Annotated in this window: 21 protein-coding genes; 6 read left to right on the top strand and 15 right to left on the bottom strand. The window is 72.6% G+C overall.

Annotation, left to right across the window (positions count from 1 at the left end):
* Positions 1–458: 458 nt before the first annotated feature.
* The 7 genes from pyrF to pyrR are packed head-to-tail and all read right to left on the bottom strand — an operon-like array spanning position 459 to position 9,143.
* Positions 459–1,310 carry an orotidine-5'-phosphate decarboxylase gene (pyrF, locus tag BUE43_RS06300; protein ID WP_143173991.1) on the bottom strand — a complete coding sequence of 284 codons (852 nt, stop codon included), beginning with the start codon at positions 1,308–1,310 and terminating at the stop codon, positions 459–461.
* Positions 1,304–4,609 (bottom strand): carbamoyl-phosphate synthase large subunit, encoded by a 3,306-nt coding sequence (gene carB, locus BUE43_RS06295; RefSeq protein ID WP_073480455.1) that lies wholly within the window; start codon positions 4,607–4,609, stop codon positions 1,304–1,306. The genes pyrF and carB overlap by 7 nt, the downstream gene beginning before the upstream one ends.
* The gene (carA, locus tag BUE43_RS06290) at positions 4,609–5,757 is read right to left on the bottom strand and encodes a glutamine-hydrolyzing carbamoyl-phosphate synthase small subunit (RefSeq protein WP_073480454.1); all 1,149 of its coding nucleotides are present in this window, start codon (positions 5,755–5,757) and stop codon (positions 4,609–4,611) included. The genes carB and carA overlap by 1 nt, the downstream gene beginning before the upstream one ends.
* A complete protein-coding gene (locus BUE43_RS06285) occupies positions 5,754–6,269 on the bottom strand; it encodes a PH-like domain-containing protein (RefSeq protein WP_073480453.1) in 516 nt (171 codons plus the stop codon). Before BUE43_RS06285 ends, carA begins: the two co-directional genes overlap by 4 nt.
* The gene (locus BUE43_RS06280; RefSeq protein ID WP_073480452.1) at positions 6,269–7,600 is read right to left on the bottom strand and encodes a dihydroorotase; all 1,332 of its coding nucleotides are present in this window, start codon (positions 7,598–7,600) and stop codon (positions 6,269–6,271) included. The genes BUE43_RS06285 and BUE43_RS06280 overlap by 1 nt, the downstream gene beginning before the upstream one ends.
* The gene (locus BUE43_RS06275) at positions 7,597–8,547 is read right to left on the bottom strand and encodes an aspartate carbamoyltransferase catalytic subunit (RefSeq protein ID WP_073480451.1); all 951 of its coding nucleotides are present in this window, start codon (positions 8,545–8,547) and stop codon (positions 7,597–7,599) included. The genes BUE43_RS06280 and BUE43_RS06275 overlap by 4 nt, the downstream gene beginning before the upstream one ends.
* Positions 8,544–9,143: a bifunctional pyr operon transcriptional regulator/uracil phosphoribosyltransferase PyrR gene (gene pyrR / locus BUE43_RS06270; RefSeq protein WP_073480450.1), complete on the bottom strand. Its 600-nt coding sequence runs from the start codon at positions 9,141–9,143 to the stop codon at positions 8,544–8,546. The genes BUE43_RS06275 and pyrR overlap by 4 nt, the downstream gene beginning before the upstream one ends.
* Positions 9,144–9,402: 259 nt before the next feature.
* Here pyrR and bldD point away from each other — a divergent pair, with 259 nt between their 5' ends.
* Complete coding sequence (gene bldD, locus BUE43_RS06265; RefSeq protein WP_073480449.1) at positions 9,403–9,891, top strand: transcriptional regulator BldD; 489 nt, start codon at positions 9,403–9,405, stop codon at positions 9,889–9,891.
* A gap of 395 nt (positions 9,892–10,286) precedes the next feature.
* Here bldD and nusB read toward each other — a convergent pair whose 3' ends face one another.
* The 5 genes from nusB to BUE43_RS06240 form a co-directional block, all read right to left on the bottom strand.
* Positions 10,287–10,715, bottom strand: coding sequence for a transcription antitermination factor NusB (nusB, locus tag BUE43_RS06260; RefSeq protein WP_073480448.1), 429 nt, complete (start codon positions 10,713–10,715; stop codon positions 10,287–10,289).
* Between the two features lies 1 nt (position 10,716).
* Positions 10,717–11,280 carry an elongation factor P gene (efp, locus tag BUE43_RS06255; protein WP_073480447.1) on the bottom strand — a complete coding sequence of 188 codons (564 nt, stop codon included), beginning with the start codon at positions 11,278–11,280 and terminating at the stop codon, positions 10,717–10,719.
* Positions 11,281–11,478: 198 nt separating this feature from the next.
* A complete protein-coding gene (locus BUE43_RS06250; RefSeq protein WP_073480446.1) occupies positions 11,479–12,588 on the bottom strand; it encodes a M24 family metallopeptidase in 1,110 nt (369 codons plus the stop codon).
* A 252-nt stretch (positions 12,589–12,840) separates the two neighbouring features.
* The gene (gene uvrB, locus BUE43_RS06245) at positions 12,841–14,994 is read right to left on the bottom strand and encodes an excinuclease ABC subunit UvrB (protein ID WP_327083422.1); all 2,154 of its coding nucleotides are present in this window, start codon (positions 14,992–14,994) and stop codon (positions 12,841–12,843) included.
* A 68-nt stretch (positions 14,995–15,062) separates the two neighbouring features.
* A complete protein-coding gene (locus BUE43_RS06240; RefSeq protein ID WP_073480445.1) occupies positions 15,063–16,346 on the bottom strand; it encodes a DUF5685 family protein in 1,284 nt (427 codons plus the stop codon).
* 167 nt (positions 16,347–16,513) lie between these two features.
* Here BUE43_RS06240 and BUE43_RS06235 point away from each other — a divergent pair, with 167 nt between their 5' ends.
* Together BUE43_RS06235 and BUE43_RS06230 are read left to right on the top strand one after the other, a co-directional pair.
* Positions 16,514–17,044 carry a ribonuclease FAU-1 family protein gene (locus tag BUE43_RS06235; protein WP_073480931.1) on the top strand — a complete coding sequence of 177 codons (531 nt, stop codon included), beginning with the start codon at positions 16,514–16,516 and terminating at the stop codon, positions 17,042–17,044.
* A gap of 254 nt (positions 17,045–17,298) precedes the next feature.
* Positions 17,299–17,817, top strand: a complete 519-nt coding sequence (locus BUE43_RS06230) for a ribonuclease FAU-1 family protein (RefSeq protein WP_073480444.1) — start codon at positions 17,299–17,301, stop codon at positions 17,815–17,817.
* 51 nt (positions 17,818–17,868) lie between these two features.
* Here BUE43_RS06230 and coaE read toward each other — a convergent pair whose 3' ends face one another.
* Entirely contained in the window at positions 17,869–19,071 is a 1,203-nt protein-coding gene (gene coaE, locus BUE43_RS06225) for a dephospho-CoA kinase (RefSeq protein ID WP_073480443.1), read from the bottom strand.
* 173 nt (positions 19,072–19,244) lie between these two features.
* Between coaE and BUE43_RS06220 the strand changes: the two genes are divergently transcribed.
* A complete protein-coding gene (locus BUE43_RS06220; protein WP_073480442.1) occupies positions 19,245–19,451 on the top strand; it encodes a hypothetical protein in 207 nt (68 codons plus the stop codon).
* Between the two features lie 493 nt (positions 19,452–19,944).
* Here the strand turns inward: BUE43_RS06220 and rpsA are convergent, their stop codons facing one another.
* Entirely contained in the window at positions 19,945–21,399 is a 1,455-nt protein-coding gene (rpsA, locus tag BUE43_RS06215; RefSeq protein ID WP_073480441.1) for a 30S ribosomal protein S1, read from the bottom strand.
* Between the two features lie 514 nt (positions 21,400–21,913).
* Between rpsA and BUE43_RS06210 the strand changes: the two genes are divergently transcribed.
* Both BUE43_RS06210 and BUE43_RS06205 read left to right on the top strand, forming a co-directional pair.
* The gene (locus tag BUE43_RS06210; RefSeq protein ID WP_327083421.1) at positions 21,914–22,693 is read left to right on the top strand and encodes a class I SAM-dependent methyltransferase; all 780 of its coding nucleotides are present in this window, start codon (positions 21,914–21,916) and stop codon (positions 22,691–22,693) included.
* Between the two features lie 76 nt (positions 22,694–22,769).
* Entirely contained in the window at positions 22,770–23,696 is a 927-nt protein-coding gene (locus tag BUE43_RS06205) for a GNAT family N-acetyltransferase (RefSeq protein ID WP_143173990.1), read from the top strand.
* A gap of 60 nt (positions 23,697–23,756) precedes the next feature.
* On the opposite strand, the gene BUE43_RS06200 is transcribed toward BUE43_RS06205, so the two are convergent.
* Positions 23,757–24,836, bottom strand: a complete 1,080-nt coding sequence (locus BUE43_RS06200) for a hypothetical protein (protein ID WP_073480440.1) — start codon at positions 24,834–24,836, stop codon at positions 23,757–23,759.
* Positions 24,837–24,936: the final 100 nt, after the last annotated feature.

The following is a 24,936-nucleotide window of genomic DNA, read 5'->3' as shown; positions in this document are numbered from 1 at the left end:
GACCTTTGCCGCACCCACGCCGACCGCGTGGTCTCGGCGGTGGACGGCGCTCGGCCCTCGGTGGGCCGACCGCAATTACTACCAACTCCGACCGACGGCCGCACACACGAGGGCCAGTGTCGTCACCAGCGGCGATGTGCTAAAAGCCGCGCCACACAAGGGTTTTCGCGCGAGCCGAGGGCGACCCGCGCGGGTTGGTGAACGGTTTGTGAATCGATTAAGCCCAGGGTCGGAGGGGTGCCGAAACATGATCAACAACACGTTTTGCCGCCCTCACCGCCGCCGACGGCGAGGGGCCGCCCCGCACCAGCGGGGCGGCCCCGGGAACCGCGAATGTGACCTTTGTTCCGCTCCGAACAAGCAACTCCGAGCACTCACGGGCAATCACGAGCGGGTAAAGCGCCGCCAGGGCGGTTGATCGTGAGTGGACAAGGACGCGAAATCCGCGGGCTCCGCGCTCAGGACAGCGCGGCGGCCAACTCCTCGGCCAGGCGTCGCGCCTGATCCCGCAGCTGGCCCACCTCCGGCCCGTGCCGCAGCACGTCCCGCGACGTCGTGGGCAGGACCTGCGACAACACCGGGCCGAACACCCGGCGCAGGTCCTCGGCCGTGCCGCCCTGCGCGCCCAGCCCGGGCGCCAGGACCGGCCCCCGCAGCCGCGACAGGTCCAGCCCGGCGGCGGGGTCGACGGTCGCGCCGACCACCACCCCCACCGAGCCCAGCTCCCCGCCGACCTCCGCCAGCTCGGCCGCGTTGCGCTCACCGGCCGCGTCGACCACGGCCTGCGCCACGGTGCGCCCGTCCGCGCCCACCGCCCGCTGCACCGAGCCGCCCTCCGGGTTGGAGGTCATCGCCAGCACGAACACCCCGCGCCCGTTGGCCGCTGCCGCGGACAGAGCGGGGTCGAGCGCCCCGAAGCCGAGGTAGGGCGAGACGGTGACCGCGTCGGCGGCCAGCGGCGAACCCTCGGTGAGGTAGGCCGCCGCGTAGGCGTCCATGGTCGAGCCGATGTCGCCGCGCTTGGCGTCGAGCAGCACCAGCGCTCCCGCCTCGCGGGACTCCGCCACGACCCGCTCCAGCACCGCGACCCCGGCCGAGCCGTGCGCCTCGAAGAACGCCGACTGCGGCTTGAGCACCGCCACGTCCCCGGCCAGCGCCTCGACCGCGGTCATGGCGAAGCGCGTCAGGCCGGCGACGTCCTCGGTCAACCCCCACGCCCGCAACAGGCCGGGGTGCGGGTCGATCCCCGCGCACAGCGGACCGCGCTCGGCGACGGCCGCGGCCAGCCGCGCGCCGAACGGGGTCACCACGCGGACTCCCGCAGGGCCTGCTGGAGCGCCTGCAGCGGACGCACGTCGATGTCGTCGCGGATCATGGCTTCGATGCCCTGGACCGCGGCCGCGGCGCCCTGGACGGTGGTGATGCAGGGGATGTCCCTGGCCACCGCCGCGGTGCGGATCTCGTAGCCGTCCACCCTCGGGCCGCTGTTGCCGTAGGGGGTGTTGATGACCATGTGGACGTCGCCGTCCAGGATCTGCTCGACGATGTTCCCAGCACCCTCGTAGTGCTTGCGCACCACGGTGCAGGGGATGCCGTTGCGGCGCAGCACCTCAGCGGTGCCCGTCGTCGCCATCACCTCGAAGCCCAGGTCGGCCAGCCGCTTGACCGGGAACACCAGGGCGCGCTTGTCCCGGTTGGCCAACGACACGAAGACCTTGCCGCTGGTGGGCAACGACCCGTAGGAGGCGGTCTGGGACTTGGCGAAGGCCTGGCCGAAGGCCACGTCGATACCCATGACCTCGCCGGTGGACTTCATCTCCGGCCCCAACAGCGAGTCCACACCGTGGCCTTCGCGGGTGCGGAACCGGTGGAACGGCAGCACGGCTTCCTTGACCGCCACCGGCGCCTCGGCCGGCAGCACACCGCCGTCGCCGCGGGGCGGGAGCATGCCCTCCTCGCGGAGTTCCTTGACGGTGGCGCCGAGCATGATCCGGGCGGCGGCCTTGGCCAGCGGCACCGCGGTCGCCTTCGACACGAACGGCACCGTCCGCGAAGCGCGGGGGTTGGCCTCCAGCACGTACAGCACGTCGTCCTTGAGCGCGTACTGGACGTTGAGCAAACCGCGCACGCCGATGCCCTTGGCGATGGCTTCGGTGGAGCGCCGCACGACCTCCAGGACTTCCTGGCCCAGCGTGATCGGCGGCAGGGCGCAGGAGGAGTCGCCGGAGTGGATGCCGGCTTCCTCGATGTGCTCCATCACGCCGCCGAGGAACACGTCGTGGCCGTCGCAGAGCGCGTCGACGTCGATCTCGATGGCGTCGTCGAGGAACCGGTCGACCAGCACCGGGTGCTCGGGGGTGATCTCGGTGGCGCGGGCGATGTAGGCGGCCAGGGTCTGCTCGTCGTAGACGATCTCCATGCCGCGCCCGCCCAGCACGTAGGACGGGCGGACCAGCACCGGGTAGCCGATCTCCTCGGCGATGCCCTTGGCCTCGGCGAAGGAGGTCGCGGTGCCGTACTTCGGCGCCGGCAACCCCGCCTCGGTCAGCACCGCGCCGAACGCGCCCCGGTCCTCGGCCAGGTCGATGGCGTGCGGCGGGGTGCCCACGATCGGCACACCGGCCTCGGCCAGCCGCTGCGCCAGACCCAGCGGGGTCTGCCCACCCAGCTGCACGATCACCCCGGCCACCGTGCCCGAGCGCTGCTCGGCGTGCACGACCTCCAGGACGTCCTCGAAGGTCAGCGGCTCGAAGTAGAGCCGGTCGGAGGTGTCGTAGTCGGTGGAGACCGTCTCCGGGTTGCAGTTGACCATCACCGTCTCGTAGCCCGCGGCGCGCAGGGCCATGGCGGCGTGGACGCAGGAGTAGTCGAACTCGATGCCCTGCCCGATCCGGTTCGGCCCCGACCCCAGGATGATCACCTTGGGCCGCTCGCGCTGCTCGCCCACCTCGGACTCGGCGTCCGGGTCGAGTTCGTAGGCCGAGTAGTGGTAGGGGGTGCGGGCGGCGAACTCCGCCGCGCAGGTGTCCACCGTCTTGAACACCGGCCGCAGGCCCAGCTTGTGCCGCAGGGCGCGCACGCCCTCCTCGCCGGCCAGCTCCGGGCGCAGGGCGGCGAGCTGCCGGTCGCTCAGGCCGGCCCGCTTGGCGTGGCGCAGCAGCGGGGCGTCCAGCACCGGCGCGGCCAGGATCTCCGCGCGCAGCTCCACCAGCGAGGCGATCTGGTCCACGAACCACGGATCAATCCCCGAGGCCTGCGACACCTGGTCGACGGTGGCGCCCAGGCGCAGCGCCCGCTCCACCGTGTAGAGGCGGCCGTCGTGGCCCTCGCGCAGCTCGTCCAACGTCGAGGCCAGGGTGCAGCCCTCGGGGTCGGGGGTGGTCCAGAACCCGGCGCGCTTGGTCTCCATCGACCGCAGGGCCTTGCCCAGCGCCTCGGTGAAGTTGCGGCCCACCGCCATCGCCTCACCGACGCTCTTCATCGTCGTGGTGAGGGTGGGGTCGGCGCCGGGGAACTTCTCGAACGCGAACCGCGGGACCTTCACCACCACGTAGTCCAGCGTCGGCTCGAAACTCGCCGGCGTCTCACCCGTGATGTCGTTGCGGATCTCGTCCAGGGTGTAGCCGATGGCCAGCCGCGCGGCGATCTTGGCGATCGGGAACCCGGTGGCCTTCGACGCCAGCGCCGAGGACCGCGAGACCCGCGGGTTCATCTCGATCACGACCATCCGCCCGTCCCGGGGGTTGATCGCGAACTGGATGTTGCACCCACCGGTGTCCACACCCACCGCGCGCAGCACGTCGATGCCCACGTCGCGCATGCGCTGGTACTCGCGGTCGGTCAGCGTCATCGCCGGGGCCACGGTCACCGAGTCGCCGGTGTGCACGCCCATCGGGTCGATGTTCTCGATGGAGCAGATCACCACGACGTTGTCGTGGTGGTCGCGCATCAGCTCAAGCTCGTACTCCTTCCAGCCGAGCACGCTCTCCTCGATCAACACCTCCGTCACCGGGCTCTCGGCCAGACCGGTGGAGGCGATGCGCTCCAACTCCTCCGGCGTGTGCGCCATGCCCGAGCCCAGACCACCCATGGTGAAGCTGGGCCGGATGACCACCGGCAGGCCGAGCTCGGCGACGGTCTCGCGGACCTCGTCCATCGACCGACACACCCGCGAGCGGGGGACCTCGGCGCCGACGGAGCGGACGATGTCCTTGAACAGCTGCCGGTCCTCACCCCGCTGGATCGCGTCGATGTCGGCGCCGATCAGCTCCACCCCGTACTTGGCCAGCACACCCCGCTCGTGCAGGGCGACCGCGGTGTTCAGCGCGGTCTGACCACCCAGGGTTGCCAGGATCGCGTCCGGGCGTTCCTTGGCGATCACCTTCTCCACGAACTCCGGGGTGATCGGCTCGATGTAGGTGGCGTCGGCGAACTCCGGGTCGGTCATGATCGTGGCCGGGTTGGAGTTCACCAGGCTGACCCGCAGGCCCTCCTCGCGCAGCACGCGGCAGGCCTGGGTGCCGGAGTAGTCGAACTCGCACGCCTGGCCGATCACGATCGGCCCGGAGCCGATGACCAGGACGTGCTGGATGTCGGTGCGGCGGGGCATCAGAGACCAGCCCCCTTCGAGGCGTGGGCCGACGTGGCGGCCATGAGGTTGCAGAAGTCGTCGAACAACGGGGCGGCGTCGTGCGGGCCCGCGGCCGCCTCCGGGTGGTACTGCACGCTGAACGCGGGCACGTCGAGGGCGCGCAGGCCCTCCACCGTCCCGTCGTTCGGGCAGTAGTGGCTCACCATCGCCGCGCCGAACGGGGTGTCGAACCGCTCACCCGGCTCGCCCTCGATCGCGAAGCCGTGGTTCTGCGCGGTGATCGCCACCCGACCGGTCTCCACGTCGATCACGGGGATGTTGATGCCCCGGTGCCCGTAGCGCATCTTGTAGGTGCCGCGCCCCAGGGCACGCCCGAGGATCTGGTTGCCGAAACAGATCCCGAACAACGGAACCCGCCGCTCCAGAACCTGCCTGGTCAGCGCGACCGCGTGGTCAGCGGTCGCGGGGTCACCGGGGCCGTTGGACAGGAACACCCCGTCCGGCTCGACCGCGAGCAGGTCGTCGAGGGTGGAGGTCAGAGGCAGGACGTGCACCTCGATACCCCGGGCGGCCATCATCCGCGGGGTGTTGGCCTTGATGCCCAGGTCGAGGGCGGCCACCCGGAACCGACGCTCACCCTGAGCGGGCACCACGTAGGGCTGCGCGGTGGTGACGTCGCCGGCCAGGTCAGCACCGGCCATCTCCGGCGCCGCGAGCACCTGCGCCCGCATCGCCGCCACGTCGGAGACCGCGTCGCCGGAGAAGACCCCGGCGCGCATCGCGCCCCGCTCCCGGATGTGCCGCGTCAGGGTGCGGGTGTCCACCCCGGCGATACCCACCACGCCCTGCGCCGCCAGCTCCGCGTCCAGGGAGCGGCGCGACCGCCAGTTCGACGGCACTCGCGCGGGGTCACGCACCACATAGCCGGCGACCCAGATCCGCCCGGACTCGTCGTCCTCGTCGTTCCAGCCGGTGTTCCCGATCTGCGGCGCGGTCTGCACCACGATCTGCCGGTGGTACGACGGGTCGGTCAACGTCTCCTGGTAGCCGGTCATCCCGGTGGAGAAAACCACCTCGCCCAGCGAACAACCACGCGCGCCATAAGCGTGGCCACGAAAGACCCGCCCGTCCTCCAGAACGAGAACGGCGGGAGTGTTGTCGATCATCGGGTGTTCTCCCGGTTGGGGTGGGCCAGCGCGTTCAGCGCGCTGACCCACTCGGAGTAGGAAGCCTTGTCGTCGCCGCGGAAGCCGGTGTCCAGGAGGTGCTCGCCGAGCTGCCAGGTCACGACCAGCAGCCCGTCGGGGCCCATCACCTTTCCGGCCAGCGCGCGGTCGGTGCGCGCCTCGCGCAACGACTCGGCGGGGATCCACAGGGGGGAAGCGCCGTTCCGCTCGACCAGCAGGCCGGCGTCGGTCAGGCGCAGGGAGGCCGCGGCGCGGTGCCCGACGTCGCCCACGGCGACCCGGTCCTGCCAGTCACCGGCGGTCGTCGTGCCGACGTAGACGCCGGTCGCCGCGGTGAGCAGCTCCGGGCCGGGCAGGGCCTCGGGCGCCGGGGGGAAGGCGGGCAGCACCGCGGCCTGTCGTCGCGCGCGGTTGCGCCAGCCCCACCACATCCCGGCGGCGCACAACACGAAGAAGGCGAGCACCAGCAGGCTCAGCAGGAGGCGTTCCATCAGTGCCGCACCTTCCCGTCCCACGAAGTCGGCCGCCCGTGGAACACGGTGCCCACCACCCGTGCGGGCAGCTCCATGCCCTCGTACGGGGTGTTGGCGGCGATGCTGGCCAGCTCGGCGCCGCGCACGGTCCAGCGCGCGTCCGGGTCGACCAGCACGAGGTTGGCCGGTTCGCCGACGGCGATCGGCCGGCCCTGGTCGGGCAGCCCGGCGATCTCGGCGGGCCGCTCGCTCATGACGCGGGCGACGCCGCGCCAGTCCAGCAGCCCGGTCTCCACCATGGTGCGGACCACGATGGACAGCGCGGTCTGCAGGCCGAGCATGCCCGGCCGGGCCGCCGCCCACTCGCAGTCCTTGTCCTGCACGGCGTGCGGCGCGTGGTCGGTGGCCACGCAGTCGATCACGCCCTCGGCGAGCGCCCTGCGCAGGGCCTCCGCGTCGCCGCCCGTGCGCAGCGGCGGGTTGACCTTGTTGACCGGGTCGTAGTCGGTCAGCCGCTCGTCGGTGAGCAGCAGGTGGTGCGGGGTGACCTCGGCCGAGACGACCGCCTCCGCCATCCGCCCCGCGACGCCGGCCGGCCGGTTCCTCGCCCAGCGCAGCACGTCGGCGGTGCCGGCGGTGGAGACGTGGCAGACGTGCAGCCGCGCGCCCACGTGCTGGGCGAGCAGGCAGTCGCGGGCCACGATCGACTCCTCGGCCACGGCCGGCCAGCCGGTGAGGCCGAGCCGCGCGGCGACCTCGCCCTCGTGCGCCTGGGCGCCGACGGTGAGCCGGGGCTCCTCGGCGTGCTGGGCGACCACGCCGCCCAGCGCCCTGGTGTACTCCAGGGCCCGTCGCATGATCAGCGGGTCGAACACGCACAGCCCGTCGTCGCTGAACATCCGCACGCCAGCGGCCGAGCGCGCCATGGTGCCCAGCTCGGCGAGCTTCTCGCCCCGCAACCCGACGGTGACCGCGCCGACCGGGTGCACGTCGACCAGGCCGACCTCGCGGCCCCGGCGCCACACGTGCTCCACGACCACGGCGTTGTCGGCGACCGGGTCAGTGTTGGCCATGGCGAAGACGGCGGTGTACCCGCCGAGCGCGGCGGCGGCGGAGCCGGTGGCGATGGTCTCGGTGTCCTCGCGACCCGGCTCCCGCAGGTGGGTGTGCAGGTCCACGAAGCCCGGCAGGGCGACCAGCCCGTCGGCGGCCAGCACCTCGGCGCCGGTCGCGTCGGCGGCCGACACGTCGGCCCCCATCGCGGCGACGACGCCGTCGCGCACCAGCAGGTCGATCGGCGCCCCCTCGCCGTACGGCCTCGCTCCCTTGATCAGCAGTGGGGACGTCACACGGTCTCCTTGGTCCTGGTCTCCTCGGCTCCTGCGGCGAGCAGGTGGTACAGCACCGCCATCCGCACGTGAACGCCGTTGCTCACCTGCTGCGTGATGGCGGCGCGCGGCGAGTCGGCGACCGCCGAGGCGATCTCCATGCCGCGCAGCATCGGCCCGGGGTGCAGCACGACCGCGTGCTCGGGCAGCATCCGCAGCCGGGCCTCGTTCAGGCCGTAGGCGATCGAGTACTCGCGGGCCGACGGGAAGAAACCGCCGTGCATGCGCTCGGCCTGCACGCGCAGCATCATCACCGCGTCCAGCGCGGGCAGCTCCGGGTCCAGCTCGTAGCTGACCGGCACGTTCCAGTCGTCCACCCCGGCCGGCAGCAGCGTCGGCGGGGCGACGAGCACCACCTCGGCGCCCAGGGTGCGCAGCAGGTGCACGTTCGAGCGGGCCACCCGGCTGTGCAGCACGTCGCCGACGATGCCGACGCGGCGGCCGGCCAGCTCGCCGAGCCGCTCCCGCAGGGTGGCGGCGTCGAGCAGGGCCTGGGTGGGGTGCTCGTGCATCCCGTCGCCGGCGTTGACCACGGCGGTGCCGTTGTCGGACAGCCAGTGGGCCAACCGCTGGGCCGCGCCGGACGCCGGGTGCCGCACGACGACGCAGTCCGCGCCGGCCGCGGCCAGGGTGAGCGCGGTGTCCCGCAGCGACTCGCCCTTGCCGACCGACGAGCCGCCCGCCGAGACGTTGATCACGTCGGCGCTCATCCACTTGCCGGCGACCTCGAACGAGACGCGGGTGCGGGTCGAGCTCTCGTAGAACATCGTGACGACGGTGCGACCGCGCAGGGTCGGCAGCTTGCGCACCTCGCGGCCGAGCAGGGTGGCCTTGAGCTTGGCCGCGGTGTCCAGCAGCTCGGTGGCCGCGTCCGCGTCCAGGTCGAGCGTGCTCAGCAGGTGCCTCACGCCTCCTCCTTCGCGGGGCGGCGCAGGACGACGCGGTCGTCGCCGTCGATCTCCGACAGCAGCACCGCCACCTCCTCGGTGCGGGCGGTCGGGATGTTCTTGCCGACGTAGTCGGCGCGGATCGGCAGCTCCCGGTGGCCGCGGTCGACCAGCACCGCGAGCTGGACCGCGCGCGGGCGGCCGAGGTCGCGCAGGGCGTCGAGGGCGGCGCGGACCGTGCGGCCGGAGAACAGCACGTCGTCGACGAGGACGACCAGGCAGTCGTCGATGCCGCCGTCGGGGAGCCGGGTGGACTCCAGCGGGCGGGCCGGCCGACGGCGGAGGTCGTCGCGGTAGAGCGTGATGTCGACCGCGCCGGTGGGCACCTGGACGCCGGAGAACTCGGCGATGCGCGTGGCCAGGCGACGGGCCAGCGGGGTGCCGCGGGTCGGGATGCCGAGCAGGACGACGGCGGGCTCCTGCCGCCCGGCGTCGAGCGCGGTCTTCTCGATGACCTGGTGGGCCATTCGGGCGACGGTGCGTGCGACGTCACCGGCCGAGAGCAGCTCGTGCTCGGCGGCCGGTTCCGTCGCGCCGCCGCGAGGGCGTGGCGCCACGGAGGGACCTCCTTCCCCGCCTCACTGGACGGGTCCTTAAAGGACGTCGGACGTCGACCCGGCCGGGTCGACTACCTCACGGTATCAGCCACCCTCCGTCAACCTTCCGGGTGGTGTACCGCTACTCGCCCGGCTGCCGCAGCGTGATCAGCTTGACCTGGTGACGACAGCGAGCAACCATTACTCTGCGTATTGATCTGGGCTTCCCCGCGGCACTCGAATACCGGCTGACGGGGCGAACGAAACGGAGAACCGCCACATGGGCGACTACGCCAAGGCGCTGGGCGCCAAGCTCCGCGCTATCCGGCAGCAGCAGGGCCTCTCGCTGCACGGCGTCGAGCAGAAGTCCGGCGGCCGGTGGAAGGCCGTAGTGGTCGGCTCGTACGAGCGCGGCGACCGTGCCGTCACGGTGCAGAAGCTGGCGGAGCTGGCCGATTTCTACGGGGTGCCGGTGGCGGAGCTGCTGCCCGAGGGGCGGGTGCCGTCCGGGGCCGAGCCGGCCACCAAGGTCGTCATCAACCTGGAACGACTGCAGCAGCTTCCCGCGGAGAAGGTGGGCCCGCTGGCCCGCTACGCGGCCACCATCCAGAGCCAGCGCGGCGACTACAACGGCAAGGTGCTGTCCATCCGGACCGAGGACCTGCGCTCGCTGGCCATCATCTACGACATGACCCCCGGCGAGCTCACCGAGCAGCTCATCGACTGGGGCGTGCTGCCGCCGGAGGCGCGGCCGGCCAAGGAGGACTGAGCCGGCAGGGGCCGGCGGGCCCCTGGCCGACGACGAACGGGCTCGGGTGCGACCCCCTCGCGGGGGCCGCGCCCGAGCCCGTTCGCGTGTCCGCGCCCGCCACCGGCCGGCACCGCCGCGGCGCGGCCGGCAGCCCGTCCCGCACCCTCGGATCCCGGCTGCACTGCGCTCACATAATTGCCGCAGCAACAAAAAATGTGGCCCGCCACAGCACCCGCACTGCGCCGAACGAGCGACAAGCCCGCTAGTGCGTTCGAGTGATTTTGCCTACCCAGCACGGGCCAGCGAGGGCCCGGTCCACCAACCGTTTCCCAACCCGGGGGCAACCCGCCGCAGACACGCCAGCACGCCCCGTCCGAACCGGACGGGGCGTGCTGGTGGTGGTGGCTGAGCGCCTAGTCGGAGTCCAGCGAGGCGCGGAGGTGGTCGGCGATGCCGGCGATGCGGCCCAGCACGCCGTTGACGAACCGCGGCGAGTCGTCCGTGGACAACTGCTTGGCCAGCTCCACGGCCTCGTCGATCGCCACCGCGTCCGGCACGTCGCCGGCCCACAGCAGCTCGAACAGCCCCAGCCGCAGCACCGCGCGGTCCACCGCGGGCATCCGCGGCAGCGTCCAGCCCTCGGCGTGCTCGGAGATGAGCTGGTCGATCCGGGACCGGTGCGCGGTCACGCCCTCGACCAGGGTGACCGTGTAGTCGTTGATCGGCGGCACCTCGGGCGACCCGATCCGCTCGGACAGCAGCGTGACCGGGTCGACCCCACGCAGGTCGGCCTCGTAGAGGACGTCCACCGCGCGCTTGCGCGCCTTGCTTCGAGCTCCCACGTCAGCTGTTCACACGGCCCAGGTAGCGCCCGTCGCGGGTGTCCACCTTGACCTTCTCGCCGGTGCTCACGAACAGCGGCACCTGGATCTCGGCGCCGGTCTCCAGGGTGGCCGGCTTGGTGCCGCCGGTCGCCCGGTCGCCCTGCAGGCCGGGGTCGGTGTGCTGGATGACCAGCTCGACCGAGGCCGGCAGCTCGACGTACAGCGGGGCGCCCTCGTGCGTGGCGACCATCGCCGTGGTGTTCTCCAGCATGTAGTTCGCGGCGTCGCCGACCGTCTCCCGCGGCACGTGGATCTGGTCGTACGTGTCGCTGTCCATGAAGACGAAGTCGGTGCCCTCCTTGTACAGGAAGGTCATCTCCCGCCGGTCCACGGTGGCGGTCTCGACCTTCGTGCCCGCGTTGAAGGTCTTGTCCACCACCTTGCCCGACAGCACGTGCTTCAGCTTGGTGCGCACGAAGGCGCCGCCCTTGCCCGGCTTGACGTGCTGGAACTCGACGACGGACCAGAGCTGGCCGTCGAGGTTGAGCACCAAACCGTTCTTCAGGTCGTTGGTGGTGGCCACGGTGGTGGTTTCTCCTGTGTGCTGCTGCCTGGCGCCGGCCCGACGTCGGACCGGCGCGTGGACTCGACCGTCGCGCCGCGCCCGCGGACCACCCGCACCGTGTTCCGTGCGGGTCCCCGCGCCCTGCGTCCCGCGGGCCACCCACCGGGAGCTCCCGGTGGCGGGCCGCCGCGGCACCGGCCGACGGTCAACCGCGATTCAGATGACCACGAGGTCCTTCGTGGTCAGGGTGAGGAGCTCGGGGCCGCTCTCGCGCACCACGAGCGTGTCCTCGATGCGGACCCCACCGCGCCCGGCCAGGTACACACCGGGCTCGACGGTGACCGCCATACCGGCGAAAAGTGTACCTTCACCGGCCTTGGACAGGGTCGGAGCCTCGTGGATCTGCAGGCCGACCCCGTGCCCGAGACCGTGCAGGAAGTGCTCGCCGTGCCCGGCGCGCTCGATGACCTCCCTGGCGGCGGCGTCGACGTCCCGGAACGCCGTGCCGATCCGCAGCGCCGCGCGGCCCGCGGCCTGCGACTCGGCCACCAGCTCGTACAGCTCGCGCTGCCAGTCGGCCGGCGGGCCCAGCACCACGGTGCGGGTCATGTCCGAGTGGTACCCGTCGACGAGCGCGCCGAAGTCCATCTTCACGAAGTCGCCGGCGCGCAGGACCGCGTCGGTCGGCCGGTGGTGCGGGACCGCGGAGTTCGCGCCGGTGGCCACGATGGTCTCGAACGACGGGCCGGCGGCGCCGTGGTCGAGCATCCGGGTGTCCAGCTCCCTGGCGACCTCCTTCTCGGTGCGCCCCGGCCGCAGGCCGTCGTGCTCGATGAGGTCGGCCAACGCGCGGTCGGCGGCCGCGCAGGCCATCCGCAGCGCCTCGACCTCCTCGTCGTCCTTGACCAGCCGCAGGTCCTCGACGACGCCCGGCGCGCGCACCAGCTCCACGCCCTCAGCGGCCTTGGCCAGCGTGTCGAGGCCGTCGACGGTCACCTTGTGGCTCTCGAAGCCCACCCGCCCGAAGTGCGCGGCGTCGCGGCCGGCCCGCGCGGCGAGCGCCAGGTCGCAGGGCCGCTCGATGACGCGCTCCAGGTCCGGCACCTGGTTCTCCGCCTGCGTCAGGTAGCGCCCGTCGGTGCAGAAGGCGGTGCGCCGCTCCGCGCCGGACTCGTCGGACGCGTGCACCAGCAGCGCGGCGTTGGAACCGGTGAAACCGGTGAGGTAGCGGATGTTGAGCAGGTCGGTCACCAACACGGCGTCCAACTCCCGCTCCCGGAGCTGGACCCGCAACGCGGCACGACGACGAGCATGTGACTCGGGCATGACCGTCAGCCTAGCCAGTTGGCGATCGACCTCAAGGAGCCTTTCCACCGGGAAACCCCGCCGCACCCGCACCGCCTCGTGCCGTCGGAACGTCACGGGCTCCCCGTACCGTCAGCCCCGCCTGAGCAGGGACGTCCGCGCGGCCCAACGAAGACGTCGGGACCGTGCGCGCACCACGGCGTCGCACGGCCCCGAACCTCGGCTCTCCCGATCGCTCGACCCCGGTCGATCGTCCTCGATGCTCGACCTCGGTTACTTGACGCCCGCGGCGTCCATCCCGCGCAGCTCCTTCTTGAGGTCGGCGATCTCGTCGCGGAGCCGGGCCGCCAGCTCGAACTGGAGCTCCCTGGCGGCGTTCATCATCTGGTCGGTGAGCTGCTGGACCAGGTCCGCGAGCTCGGCCCGCGCCATGCCCTTGACGTTCCGCTCGGCCAGCACGCCCGAGCTGCCCCGCGGCGCGCCCGGCTCGCCGGCCGCCTTCTTGCCGCGGGTCGCGGCCCGCCCGGACCCGCCGACCTCGACCTTCTCGGTGTCCTCCGCCTCGGAGTAGACCTGGTCGAGGATGTCGCTGATCCGCTTGCGCAGCGGCTGCGGGTCGATGCCGCGTTCCTCGTTGTAGGCGATCTGCTTCGCGCGACGGCGGTTGGTCTCGTCGATGGCGTGCCGCATCGAGTCAGTGATCTTGTCGGCGTACATGTGGACCTCGCCGGAGACGTTGCGCGCCGCCCGGCCGATGGTCTGGATCAACGAGGTGCCGCTGCGCAGGAAGCCCTCCTTGTCGGCGTCCAGGATCGACACCAGGGACACCTCGGGCAGGTCCAGTCCCTCGCGCAGCAGGTTGATGCCGATGAGGACGTCGAACTCGCCCAGCCGCAGCTGGCGCAGCAGCTCGACCCTGCGCAGCGTGTCGACCTCGGAGTGCAGGTAGCGCACCCGGATGCCGAGTTCGAGGAGGTAGTCGGTCAGGTCCTCGGCCATCTTCTTGGTCAGCGTGGTGACCAGCACCCGCTCGTCCCGCTCGGCCCGCACCCGGATCTCGTGCACCAGGTCGTCGATCTGGCCCTCGGTCGGCTTCACCACGACCTCGGGGTCGACCAGCCCGGTCGGCCGGATGACCTGCTCGACGAACTCGCCGCCGGCCTGGGTCATCTCGTACGGCCCCGGCGTCGCCGACAGGTACACCGTCTGGCCGATGCGGTCCTGGAACTCCTCCCAGGTCAGCGGGCGGTTGTCCAACGCGCTGGGCAGCCGGAAGCCGTGCTCGACCAGCGTGCGCTTCCGCGACGCGTCGCCCTCGTACATGCCGCCGACCTGGGGCACCGTCACGTGCGACTCGTCAACGACGAGCAGGAAGTCCTCGGGGAAGTAGTCGAGCAGCGTCGCGGGAGCGGTGCCCGGCGCCCGATCGTCGATGTGCCGGGAGTAGTTCTCGATGCCCGAGCAGAACCCGACCTGGCGCATCATCTCGATGTCGTAGGTCGTGCGCATGCGCAGCCGCTGCGCCTCCAGGAGCTTGCCCTGCTTCTCCAGCCGGGCGAGCTGGTCGGCCAGCTCCTGCTCGATGCCCCGGATGGCGCGCTCCATCCGCTCGGGACCGGCCACGTAGTGAGTGGCCGGGAAGATGCGCAGCTCGTCAACCTCGCGCACGATGTCGCCGGTCAGGGGGTGCAGGTAGTAGAGGCGGTCGATCTCGTCGCCGAAGAACTCGACCCGGACCGCCAGCTCCTCGTAGGCCGGGATGATCTCGACCGTGTCGCCCCGCACCCGGAACGTGCCGCGGGCGAACGCCAGGTCGTTCCGGGTGTACTGGACGTCGACCAGGGCCCGCAGCAGCAGGTCGCGCTCGATCTCCACGCCCTTCTGGACGTGGATCGACCGGTCCAGGTACTCCTGCGGCGTGCCCAGGCCGTAGATGCAGGACACCGAGGCCACCACGATCACGTCCCGCCGGGTGAGCAGGCTCATCGTGGCCGAGTGCCGCAGCCGCTCGACGTCCTCGTTGATCGAGGAGTCCTTCTCGATGTAGGTGTCGGTCTGCGGGACGTACGCCTCGGGCTGGTAGTAGTCGTAGTAGCTGACGAAGTACTCAACCGCGTTGTCGGGGAAGAACCCGCGGAGCTCGTTGGCGAGCTGCGCGGCCAGCGTCTTGTTCGGCGCCATCACCAGGGTCGGCCGCTGGAGCCGCTCGACCAGCCACGCGGTCGTGGCCGACTTGCCGGTACCGGTCGCGCCGAGCAGGACGACGTCCCGCTCCCCCGCCCGGACCCGCCGTTCGAGCTCGGCGATGGCCTGTGGCTGGTCACCGGCCGGTTGGTAGTCGCTGACCACCCGGAACCGGCCGTCCGCGCGCGGAATCTCGCTGATCGGACGGAACTCGGAGCGGGCCTTCACCAGTGCGTCGGACACGTCTTCGAGAGTAGGCCGGTCGGCCGACAAACTCGGGCGAACGTGGCAAACGTGTCCGGACCCCGCCCTCAGCAGTCACAGGGACAACAGCAGCAGTCGCATTGGCCGCAGTCGCACGTGCCGCAGTCACAGCCGTTGCCGCACGACACCCGCCACTTGCCCGTCCACGCTCCGGGAAAGGGGTCGCGGAGGCACTGCTGGCACGTGCCGCACTCGTAGAGCAGCGCGAAACAACCCACCACGAGGCCCCGGGTGGTGGGAGGCTTGGTGAGCTTCGGCCAACGCCAGCACAGGCACCTGCGCTCAGGTTCATCGCGCAGCGCGTGCCGGGGCGACTTCGGTGGCGCGGGCGGTGCCGGCGGAGGCGGGCCGTCCGGACCCGGTGGCTGCTCCGAGAGCCCCTCAGTCGCCCGCCTCTGGTCATCAGGGCGGTCGTGCACGGGGCACGTCGAGTCGTGCTGGCCGGGCTGGCCGGGCTGGCCGGGCTGGCCAGGCGGGCCCACCTGAGCGAAGACGCGACGAACGGCGTGCTGGAGCTCGTGGACGAGCAGGGCGTGCACGAGCTCGTCGTCGATGAACTCGGCGTCCTTCAGCGCCAGCGCGACACCGGTCACCGCGTCGTCGCACAGCCGCCGAGCCTCGGCGAGGTCCGTGCCCGTGGCGAGCAGCGGGTTCCACGCGCCGAGGCGCTCGTCCTCCGCCAGGTCCTCGACGGCGTCCAGCAGGTGCGCGACCCGGCCGAACAGCCGCCCGGCCTCGGCCAGCGCGTCCTGGTTCCCCGGACGCCCGGCCACCACCGCCGTGTGCGCGAACGCCGCGGCCGTCGCCGTCTCGGTCGGCTCGGTCACGTCGAGCACCGAGGTGCCGAGACGCGCGCCCCGCTCCACGTCCTGCTGCCGCCGCACGGCGTCCACCAGCACGGCGGTGTCGAAACCGACCGCGCGACCGGTCCTGGCTCCCTGCTCCGCCCAGCGCCGGGCGACCACGCGCGCGGACCCGGCGACGGGTCGGCGGGCGAACAGGCCGTCGCCGTCCGCGACGTGGTCGTCGACCTTCGCCGAGGCCAGCACCAGCGACACCGCCGCCGCCAGCCGGGCGCCCTCGCCCCGCGCGACGTCCGCGCCCCGCATGCCGCGCAGCGCGCACGGCCCGGCGGAGCGCCGGCGGCCCCGCTGGCCGGCCTGCGCCTCGACCAGCGCCGACACCACGAGCCCGTCGTAGTTGGTGACCAGCCGGGCGAGCTGCCCGTGGTCGTCCCGCAGCGCCAGGCACAGCCCGCACAGGTGCGCGAGCCACGCCGTTCGCAACGAGTCGGAAAGTCGGTTCCGGCAGGGCCGGATGATGCCGAACACGGTCCCCCTCCCCCACGCCGACGACCGCGACGCCGACGTGGCGGAGATCCTAGCCACCGTGATCACTCGTCCGGGCTATCTCGACCGGTCGGGCCGCGGCGGGAGTGCGTAGGGTTCGGCCCGTGACGCTCAGCGCTGCCGACGAGGACACCGGGGCCGGCGACGACATGGCCAGCCACATCCACCCGCCCAAGGTCGAGGTCTTCGACGTCGCGGCGATGACCAACACGGACCCGAAGGGTGTGGTCCGGCGGGTCGACGAGTACCGCGTGGAGCCGTTCGGGCTGTACATGGCGCGCCGGATCGTCGACCACCCGCGCATGGACTACGTGGAGTCCTGGTTGCTGCCCCGGCTGGGCCTGCGCGTCACCGACTGGCGTTGGCTGCCGGGCCAGGAACGCGACCAGGACTACTACGTCGACATCGTCGACATCGCGGTGAGCGGCGCGCGCTGGACGAGCACCGACCACTACCTCGACCTCATCGTCCGGACCGGGCGCGAGCTGGAGGTGCTGGACTCCGACGAGATGCTGGCCGCGGTCGGCGCGGGGCTGCTCGACCCGGACACCGCCCGACGGGCGATGGAGCGGACCTACCGCACGGTGGAGGGGATCGCCCGCTGCGGCTACGACCTGCCCACCTGGTTGGCCGAGCACGGCGTCACCCTGCGCTGGCGCAGCCAGCGACGGCGCGGCTGATCCGATCGGTGGCGGGCTTCCGCGGGTGGGCGCGTCCACCCGCGCCGCACCCGCGCCAGATCGCCCCGCTCGCCCCGTTCGCCCCGCCGAACGTCCAACCGGCGCTCAGCCACACGGAGCAGCGGGCGTCAACCGCCGATCAGGTTCGACCGGGTGGCCGCGACCCGATCGATACGGCACCGCCGGGAAGCCGTGATGTAACGAATCGACCCGAGTGGTCACCCCTCGCACACTCACCGCTACGCTCAGGCCGCGTGGGCGCGGTCATCACTCCGCAGTTGGTCGACATCGTGGACACCCTGACGGCGGAACGCAGTTACTCCTCGGGCAGCAGTCGCCACCTCAGGACCTGCCAGGTGGAACCGTGGGGCCTCCGCATGGAGTACCCCACCCCGGAGGATCCGTTCGCGGACTCCGAGGTCACCTGGTTGCTCCCCGAGACGGGGCTGCGACTGACCCACCAGCGGCCGCGGTCCAGACACGCCAGGGGTGGCCCGACGGTGCTGACCGCCGTGCGCGTGCAACGGGACTCGCGCACCTGGCGGACGACCGACCTGCTGCTCGGGCTGGCCGTGCCCGGCGGAACCTCGGCGCGGATCGTCCGCTCCGAGGAGTTCGCCGCCGCGATCGCCGGCCAGGTCCTGCGGCCCGGTGACGCCGACCTCGCGTTGCGCACCATCCACCGCACGCTGGAGGAGATCAGCCGGCACCGGCACGACCTCGGCGCCTGGCTCCTCGCGCACGGCATCTACGAGCCCTGGCCCCCGATGTGAGCGCCTGCCCGTGGTGTCCGGCGAAGGCCGCCGGCCACCCGGGCAGGTTCGTCACGTCGGGTCGGGCGCCCACCCCGCGCGGGCGGCCCACTCCTCGGCACGCGCCGACGCCGCCACGAACCACGGGTCCTTGGCGTCTCCGTACTCGGGGATGGTGCGGTTGCCGTGCTCCTCGGCGAGACGCCGCTTGAGCCGCTCGTACTCCTCGCGCGCGGCGTGGTCCGCCCGGAGCCAGGCCGGGAACAGCAGCGCGTAACGCCACCCGGGCGAGCCCACCACCCGCAGGTGCACGTTGGCCCACCGGCCGGGGTCCGCGCTGGCGTGCGTGCGCTTGCGCCAGTGCTCGGGGTCGGGATCGACGTCGACGTGCGGCGTGTCCCGGTCGAAGGCGGGCAGGCCCGGGAAACCGGCGTCGGCGAACGGCTCGGCCAGCGCGTCGGCGTCCGCCAGGGAGGCGACCGTGACCTGGATGTCGATCACGTCCTTCGCCGCCAGTCCGGGCACCGCGGTGGAACCGATGTGGTCGACCCGCAGCGCGCGGTCCCCGGCCGCGACCCGCAGCCGGGCGAGCAGACGCTCCGCCTGCGCGGGCCAACTCGGGTCGGGGGGCACGACGCGGGGAGCGCCGCGCTCCGGGCACCGTCGGAGCCGGACGTTCTCCTCGTAGGGCCGCAGGCGCCGCGCCCACAGCGCGTCCACCTGGGCGTGAACCCGCGCGGGCTCTCCGGAGTTGTCCAGCCAGACGTCCGCCACGGCCCTGCGCTGCTCGTCGTCGGCCTGGGCGGCGATCCGCGCCCGCGCGTCCGCCTCCGCCATGCCCCGGGCGGTGACCAAGCGGCGCACCCGCTCCTCCACCGGCGCGTCCACGACGACCGCCAGGTGGAACCCCGCCGCCATCCGGTTCTCGACGAGCAACGGGACGTCGTAGACCACGACGGCGTCGGCGGGCGCGGCGGCCATCAGCTCACCGGTCCGCCGCCCGACCCGGGGGTGCACGATCGCGTTGAGCCGCTGGCGCGCGGCCTCGTCGGCGAAGACGACCGCGGCCAGCGCGGCGCGGTCCAGGGAGCCGTCCGGGGCGAGCACCCGCTCACCGAACTCCGCCACGACCTCCGCGAGCCCCTCGGTCCCGGGCGCGACGACCTCCCGGGCGATGCGGTCGGCGTCGACCACCACCGCCCCGAGCTCGGCGAACCGCGCGGCCACCGTCGACTTGCCCGACCCGATACCCCCGGTGAGACCCACACGCAGCACCGGACGAGTCTGGCAGGCCGCGCCAACGGGCTTTCCGCCCCTCGTCACGCCGGGGTTCACTCGGGCGGGTCACATTGGTCCCTTCGGTCGCTTGACACGCCGGACCCCTTCGCGAGGTCCGCCCCGGCCACCCCGTACGGTTAGAGAAGATCGACTTGGGGTTGGAGGGGGCCATGCGGCGGGAAACACACGAGGGCGGTCGGCACCGGTTGGGCGACCCTGGTCTGGTGCACTGCGCCACCCATCCCGAGGTGGCGGCGGCACTGGCCCGACGGCGGGTCTGGTGGAACGTCCTCCGCGCGCCCCAGCACCTCCTGCTGGGCCGGCGCACGCGCCCGGCTCCGGCGGCGCCGCACTGGGCGTCCACCCAGGCCGCCTGACCTCCTCTGGCGGAGGATTCGCCGGCCGCAGACCCACCACGCTGTTCCGCGCCTCTGGCCTTGACCCGTCGGCCGGCCGCGCACCGAACAATCCTGTTCCGGCAGCTCTGGCACACTCACGTGCCCTTGCCTTCGCGCCCGGGCGTCGAGCCTGTCCCGTCCGACTGAGCAGCGGCACCTGACTCTCCGTGCCGCTCACGTCCCCGGGACAGCCCCCACCCGCCCTGGGGGGCGAGCCCCGCTCCAGCCTATCCGGGCACCACAGGGCGCCACCAACCCAACACGGAAAGCTGTGGACAACCCGTCGGCGTTGTCCACAGCTCCGCCGTCAGCGCTTGACAAGAAGACGCGCTCCGACCACCACGAACGTGCCGACCACGGTGACCGAACGCAGCGGAACGACCCCGGACAACCCGTGCCTTCATGCGGAAGGGCCCCGCACTCGGATCGAGTGCGGGGCCCTTCGGCGTCAGCCGTGGACGGCTAGTGACGATCAGGCGCCACCGGAGAGCCGCTCACGCAGCGCGGCGAGCTGCTCGTCGCTGGCCAGCGTGCCGCTGGAGTCGCCACCAGAGGTGTAGTTCTGGTCGGTGGCGGCCTCCGCCTCGGCCTCGGCGGCCTTGGCGACCTGCTTCATGTGCTGCTCGTAGCGGGTGTGGGCCTCGGCGTACTGCCGCTCCCACTCCTCGCGCTGCTTCTCGTAGCCCTCTTCCCACTCCTGGGTCTCCGGGTTGAAGCCCTCGGGGTAGATGTAGTTGCCCTGGTCGTCGTACTCGGCGGCCATGCCGTACTGGGTCGGGTCGAACTCCGAGTCCGGGGTGAAGCCCTCGTTGGCCTGCTTGAGCGACAGCGAGATCCGGCGGCGGTCCAGGTCGATGTCGATGACCTTGACCATGACCTCGTCGCCCACCTGGACGACCTGCTCCGGGATCTCGACGTGGCGCTCGGCCAGCTCCGAGATGTGCACCAGACCCTCGATGCCCTCGTCCACCCGGACGAACGCGCCGAACGGCACCAGCTTGGTGACCTTGCCCGGCACGATCTGGCCGATCGCGTGGGTCCGGGCGAACTGGCGCCACGGGTCCTCCTGCGTCGCCTTGAGCGACAGCGAGACCCGCTCGCGCTCCATGTCGACGTCGAGGACCTCGACGGTGACCTCCTGGCCGACCTCGACAACCTCGCTCGGGTGGTCGATGTGCTTCCAGGACAGCTCGGAGACGTGCACCAGACCGTCCACGCCGCCGAGGTCGACGAACGCGCCGAAGTTGACGATCGAGGAGACGACGCCCTTGCGGACCTGCCCCTTCTGGAGCTGGTTGAGGAACTCGCTGCGGACCTCGGACTGGGTCTGCTCCAGCCAGGCGCGGCGGGACAGGACCACGTTGTTGCGGTTCTTGTCCAGCTCGATGATCTTCGCCTCGAGCTCGCGGCCCACGTACGGCTGCAGGTCGCGCACCCGGCGCATCTCCACCAGCGAGGCGGGGAGGAAGCCGCGCAGGCCGATGTCGAGGATCAGGCCGCCCTTGACGACCTCGATGACGGTGCCCTTGACCGGCTCGTCCTTCTCCTTGAGGGCCTCGATGGTGCCCCAGGCGCGCTCGTACTGAGCGCGCTTCTTCGACAGGATCAGGCGGCCTTCCTTGTCCTCCTTCTGGAGGACGAGGGCCTCGACGTGGTCACCGACGGTGACGACCTCAGCCGGGTCGACGTCGTGCTTGATCGACAACTCGCGCGAGGGGATGACGCCCTCGGTCTTGTAGCCGATGTCGAGCAGCACCTCGTCACGGTCGACCTTGACGATGGTGCCCTCGACGATGTCGCCATCGTTGAAGTACTTGATGGTCTGGTCGACGGCGGCGAGGAAGTCCTCCTCCGTCCCGACGTCGTTCACGGCGACCTGCTGCTTGGCGGAGTTGGCAGCCGGGACGGTGGTGGTGTCGGTGGACATTAGGTGGGTTGCTCCGGTTACGGATAGGGGTCGTTGGCGTTCTGCCACGCGGCGGGTCGGCTCGACGGCGTCGGCCGACGGGACCGCCTGGCGGCGGACCCCCCGGTGGCAGCACCGTCAACACCGTCGATCACCACCTGATTCCGGCCCCGGCAACCCGGAAGTGACTGGGGCGCGGTCGCAGGCAGCGCAGACCCACTGCGCGCACGGTATCGTACGCGGCTTGGCGATCGCAGGGCAAACCCTCCCCCGGATGACACCTGGCCACCCGGCCGTGGCGGGCCGGAACGCCTGGGCGAACGCCGGACGAGAACACCGAAAACCACCCGGAAGGAGCATGGTGGGCGGCGAGGCGAACCACCACCAGTCGAGGGACGCGGCGGGTTCTCCCGGATCTCCGGGGTCCCCAGGATCGCAGGGACCCCTGGGATCCTCCCTTCCCCTCGGCGACGGCCCCCTGGACGCGTCGCAACGGCACGCCTCGGCCGAGGCCGCCCTGGGCACCGCGGGGGTGGTGAAGCGCACGGTGGACGCCGCGGAGTCCCGCATGGCCAGCCGGGCGTGGTGGGACGCGGACGCCGACGACTACCAGGCCGAGCACGGGGCCTTCCTCGGCGCCGCCGACTTCGTCTGGTGCCCGGAGGGGGTCCGCGAGGCCGAGGCCGGCCTGCTCGGCCCGGTGACCGGCGCGCGCGTGCTGGAGGTGGGCTGCGGCTCGGCGTCGTGCTCCCGCTGGCTGGCGGCGCGGGGCGCCCTGCCGGTGGCACTGGACCTGTCCGCGGGCATGCTGCGCCACGCGCGCGCCGCGTCGGACGAGACCGGGGTCGCGGTGCCGCTGGTGCAGGCCAGCGCCGACCAGCTTCCCTTCGCCGACGGCTCCTTCGACCTGGCGTGCTCGGCGTTCGGCGCGGTCCCGTTCGTCGCCGACGCCGGCGCGGTGTTCCGCGAGGTCGCCAGGGTGCTGCGCCCCGGGGGGCGCTGGGTGTTCGCCGTCACCCACCCGATGCGGTGGATCTTCCCCGACGACCCGGGGCCGTCCGGCCTCACCGTGGTGAATTCCTACTTCGACCGCACGCCCTACGTGGAGGTCGACGAGACGGGGCGCGCCACGTACGTGGAGCACCACCGCACGCTGGGCGATTACGTCCGACAGCTGCACGGGGCGGGGTTCGCGCTGCTCGACCTGGTCGAGCCCGAGTGGCCCGAGGGGCACGACCGGGAGTGGGGTCAGTGGAGCCCCCTGCGCGGCCGGCTGTTCCCCGGCACGGCGATCTTCGTCTGCCGCCGGTCGTGACCGGCGGCGGGCCCGAAGCGGTGCCGACGCGGTGACGCGGTGACACGGTGACGACCACACCACGAGGAGATCTCCGGTGACGATGGGCCATGACCTGCTGACGGCGCAGGCCGAGCGGTTCGCCGGACTGGACCCGCTGCTGCCCAGGGTCCGCGCCGTGCCCGAGGGCGACGTGCTGACCGCGGCGCTGCCGGACGGCGGCCGGGTCGCCGGGCTGCTCCTGCGGTCCCGCAACGGCCCCGGCACGCTCCCCTCGCTCTGGTCGGCCAGGGAGGTCCACGAACTCGTCCCCCTGGTGGGCGACGCCGGTTCGGCCGGGGTGGAGGTGCTGCTCCGGGCGTGGCGGCACCGCTTCGAGCGGGTCGGGCTGCCCGACGCGGACTCGGCCTGCGTGGTGGTGTGGCCGAGCCGGGACGCGCCCGTCGCCCGCGTGATGCTGGACCACGGGCTGGTGCCGTTGTCGGTGCTGGCGGTGCGCGTCGAGCCGGCGTTGCCGCCGCAGGCGGGCGGCGAGGTCCGGATCCGCCGCGCCACCCCCGCCGACCTCGACGCCGTCCACGAGCTGGCCATGGCCGAGCTGCGGTACTCCGCGCTGGTCGGTGGGGCGGTGGTGCGGCAGGACGCGGCGGCGTTGAAGCGCGCCGCGCTGCGGGCGCGGTTGCTGGGTCGCGACCCGGTGTGGGTGGCCGAGCGGGACGGCGTCGTGCTGGCCGTGGCCGAGTGCGCGTGGAGCGACCCGGACCCGTCGAGCTGGGCGGTCCGGCTGCCGCCGGGCCGCTGGGGCTACGTCAACTGCGTGTCGGTCCTGCCGGGCGCGCGGGGCGGGGGGATCGGGCGCCGGCTGATGTCGGTGGTCCACGCCGAGTTCGCCAGGGCGGGCGCGACGGGCAGCTACCTCTACTACCACTCCCCGAACCCGCTGTCGTCGGCGTTCTGGCCGCGCCAGGGTTACCGCCCCCTCTGGACGGTGTGGGAGGTCCGCCCCGCGAGCGCCCTGCGCTGACGCGCCGCGCCGTGGGCGGACCTCCCCCTCGGCTCGCTCCCCTCGGCTCCGTCGGCTCGCTCAGCCCCGGCCGCAGTGCCGGCACCGGCCGCGTCGGCGGGCGCGGTAGCCGAGGGCGGCCACGGTGAGCGCGACGCCCCAGATCGGCCAGACCAGCTCCGGCGCGGTCGTCGCCCAGCCCCCGCCCGGGAGGGTCCCGGCGATCGCGAGCCGGACGTACATCAGGCCCGCCGAGGTGACGATGACCGCGACCACGATCGCCGGCACCACCGCGGCCGCCACCGGGACCCGACGGCCGCGCAGCCCCGGGATCCAGCGCGGGAAGACCTCGCCCCACGGCCGCACCAGGCCGACGGTGAGCACCGCGCCGCCGACGGCGATGGTGGCGAGCCCGGCGCCCGCCCACCACAGGCCGCTGGCCTGCCCGGCCCGCAGGATGTCCTCGTCGATCCCGAGCGGGATGCCGAGCAGCCACGCGTAACGGGTGAGGGCGTAGAAGACGGGGAGGGCGACGGACACGGCCACGGCCCAGTTCGTCCGGCGTCGCACCTTGGCGAGGTCGGCCGCGCCGGTGTCCTCGCCCCGGCCGCAGTCGCCGCACGCGCCCCGGGTCCGACGCCCGTAGGCCAGGGCGGTGGCGGCCCACAGGAACCCGCCGACCACGCAGACGATCTGGTTGAGCACCGGCCACGGCACCGCCGCGGAGTAGCTGACAGGCGGCCAGCCGAAGGGCAGGCCCACCAGGAACAGCGGCGTGTAGGCCACCGCCATGAGCACGCGGTAGTCCGAGACGAGGATGAGCAGGACCAGCGCCATCACCCAGGAGAAGGCCATGGCGACGACGCGGACGCCGTTCTGGCCGCGTCCCCTGGCCATCACCACGGCCAGGACCGCGCCGACCAGGCCGAGCGCGGCGATCACCGGGCCGCCGATCTCGGCCCGCGCCGCGACGAAGACCGACAGGTCCGCCTTGGGGTCGTTGGCCCGCCCGAACGGGAAGCCGGCGCCACCCAGGCCCCAGTACAGCCCGAGCAGCCCGTAGACCAGGGACCAGACCGCGGCCGCGTAGCCGGCCCACGAGGGCCACCTCCGCCGCTCCGACACCGGCACCCTGGCCGTCCCCGTCGGGATGACGTCCATCACGCTCCCCCTCCCCCCGGTTCGTGACCGGGAATTCGGCTTCGGAGATCACCTTCACCGGCCAACGGGGGCGAAACCTCCCACTGACGGGCTATCGCAC

Origin of the sequence: Streptoalloteichus hindustanus (genome assembly GCF_900129375.1) — a bacterium.
Lineage (GTDB): Bacteria > Actinomycetota > Actinomycetes > Mycobacteriales > Pseudonocardiaceae > Streptoalloteichus > Streptoalloteichus hindustanus.
This window is presented reverse-complemented; position numbering and strand designations above follow the sequence as displayed.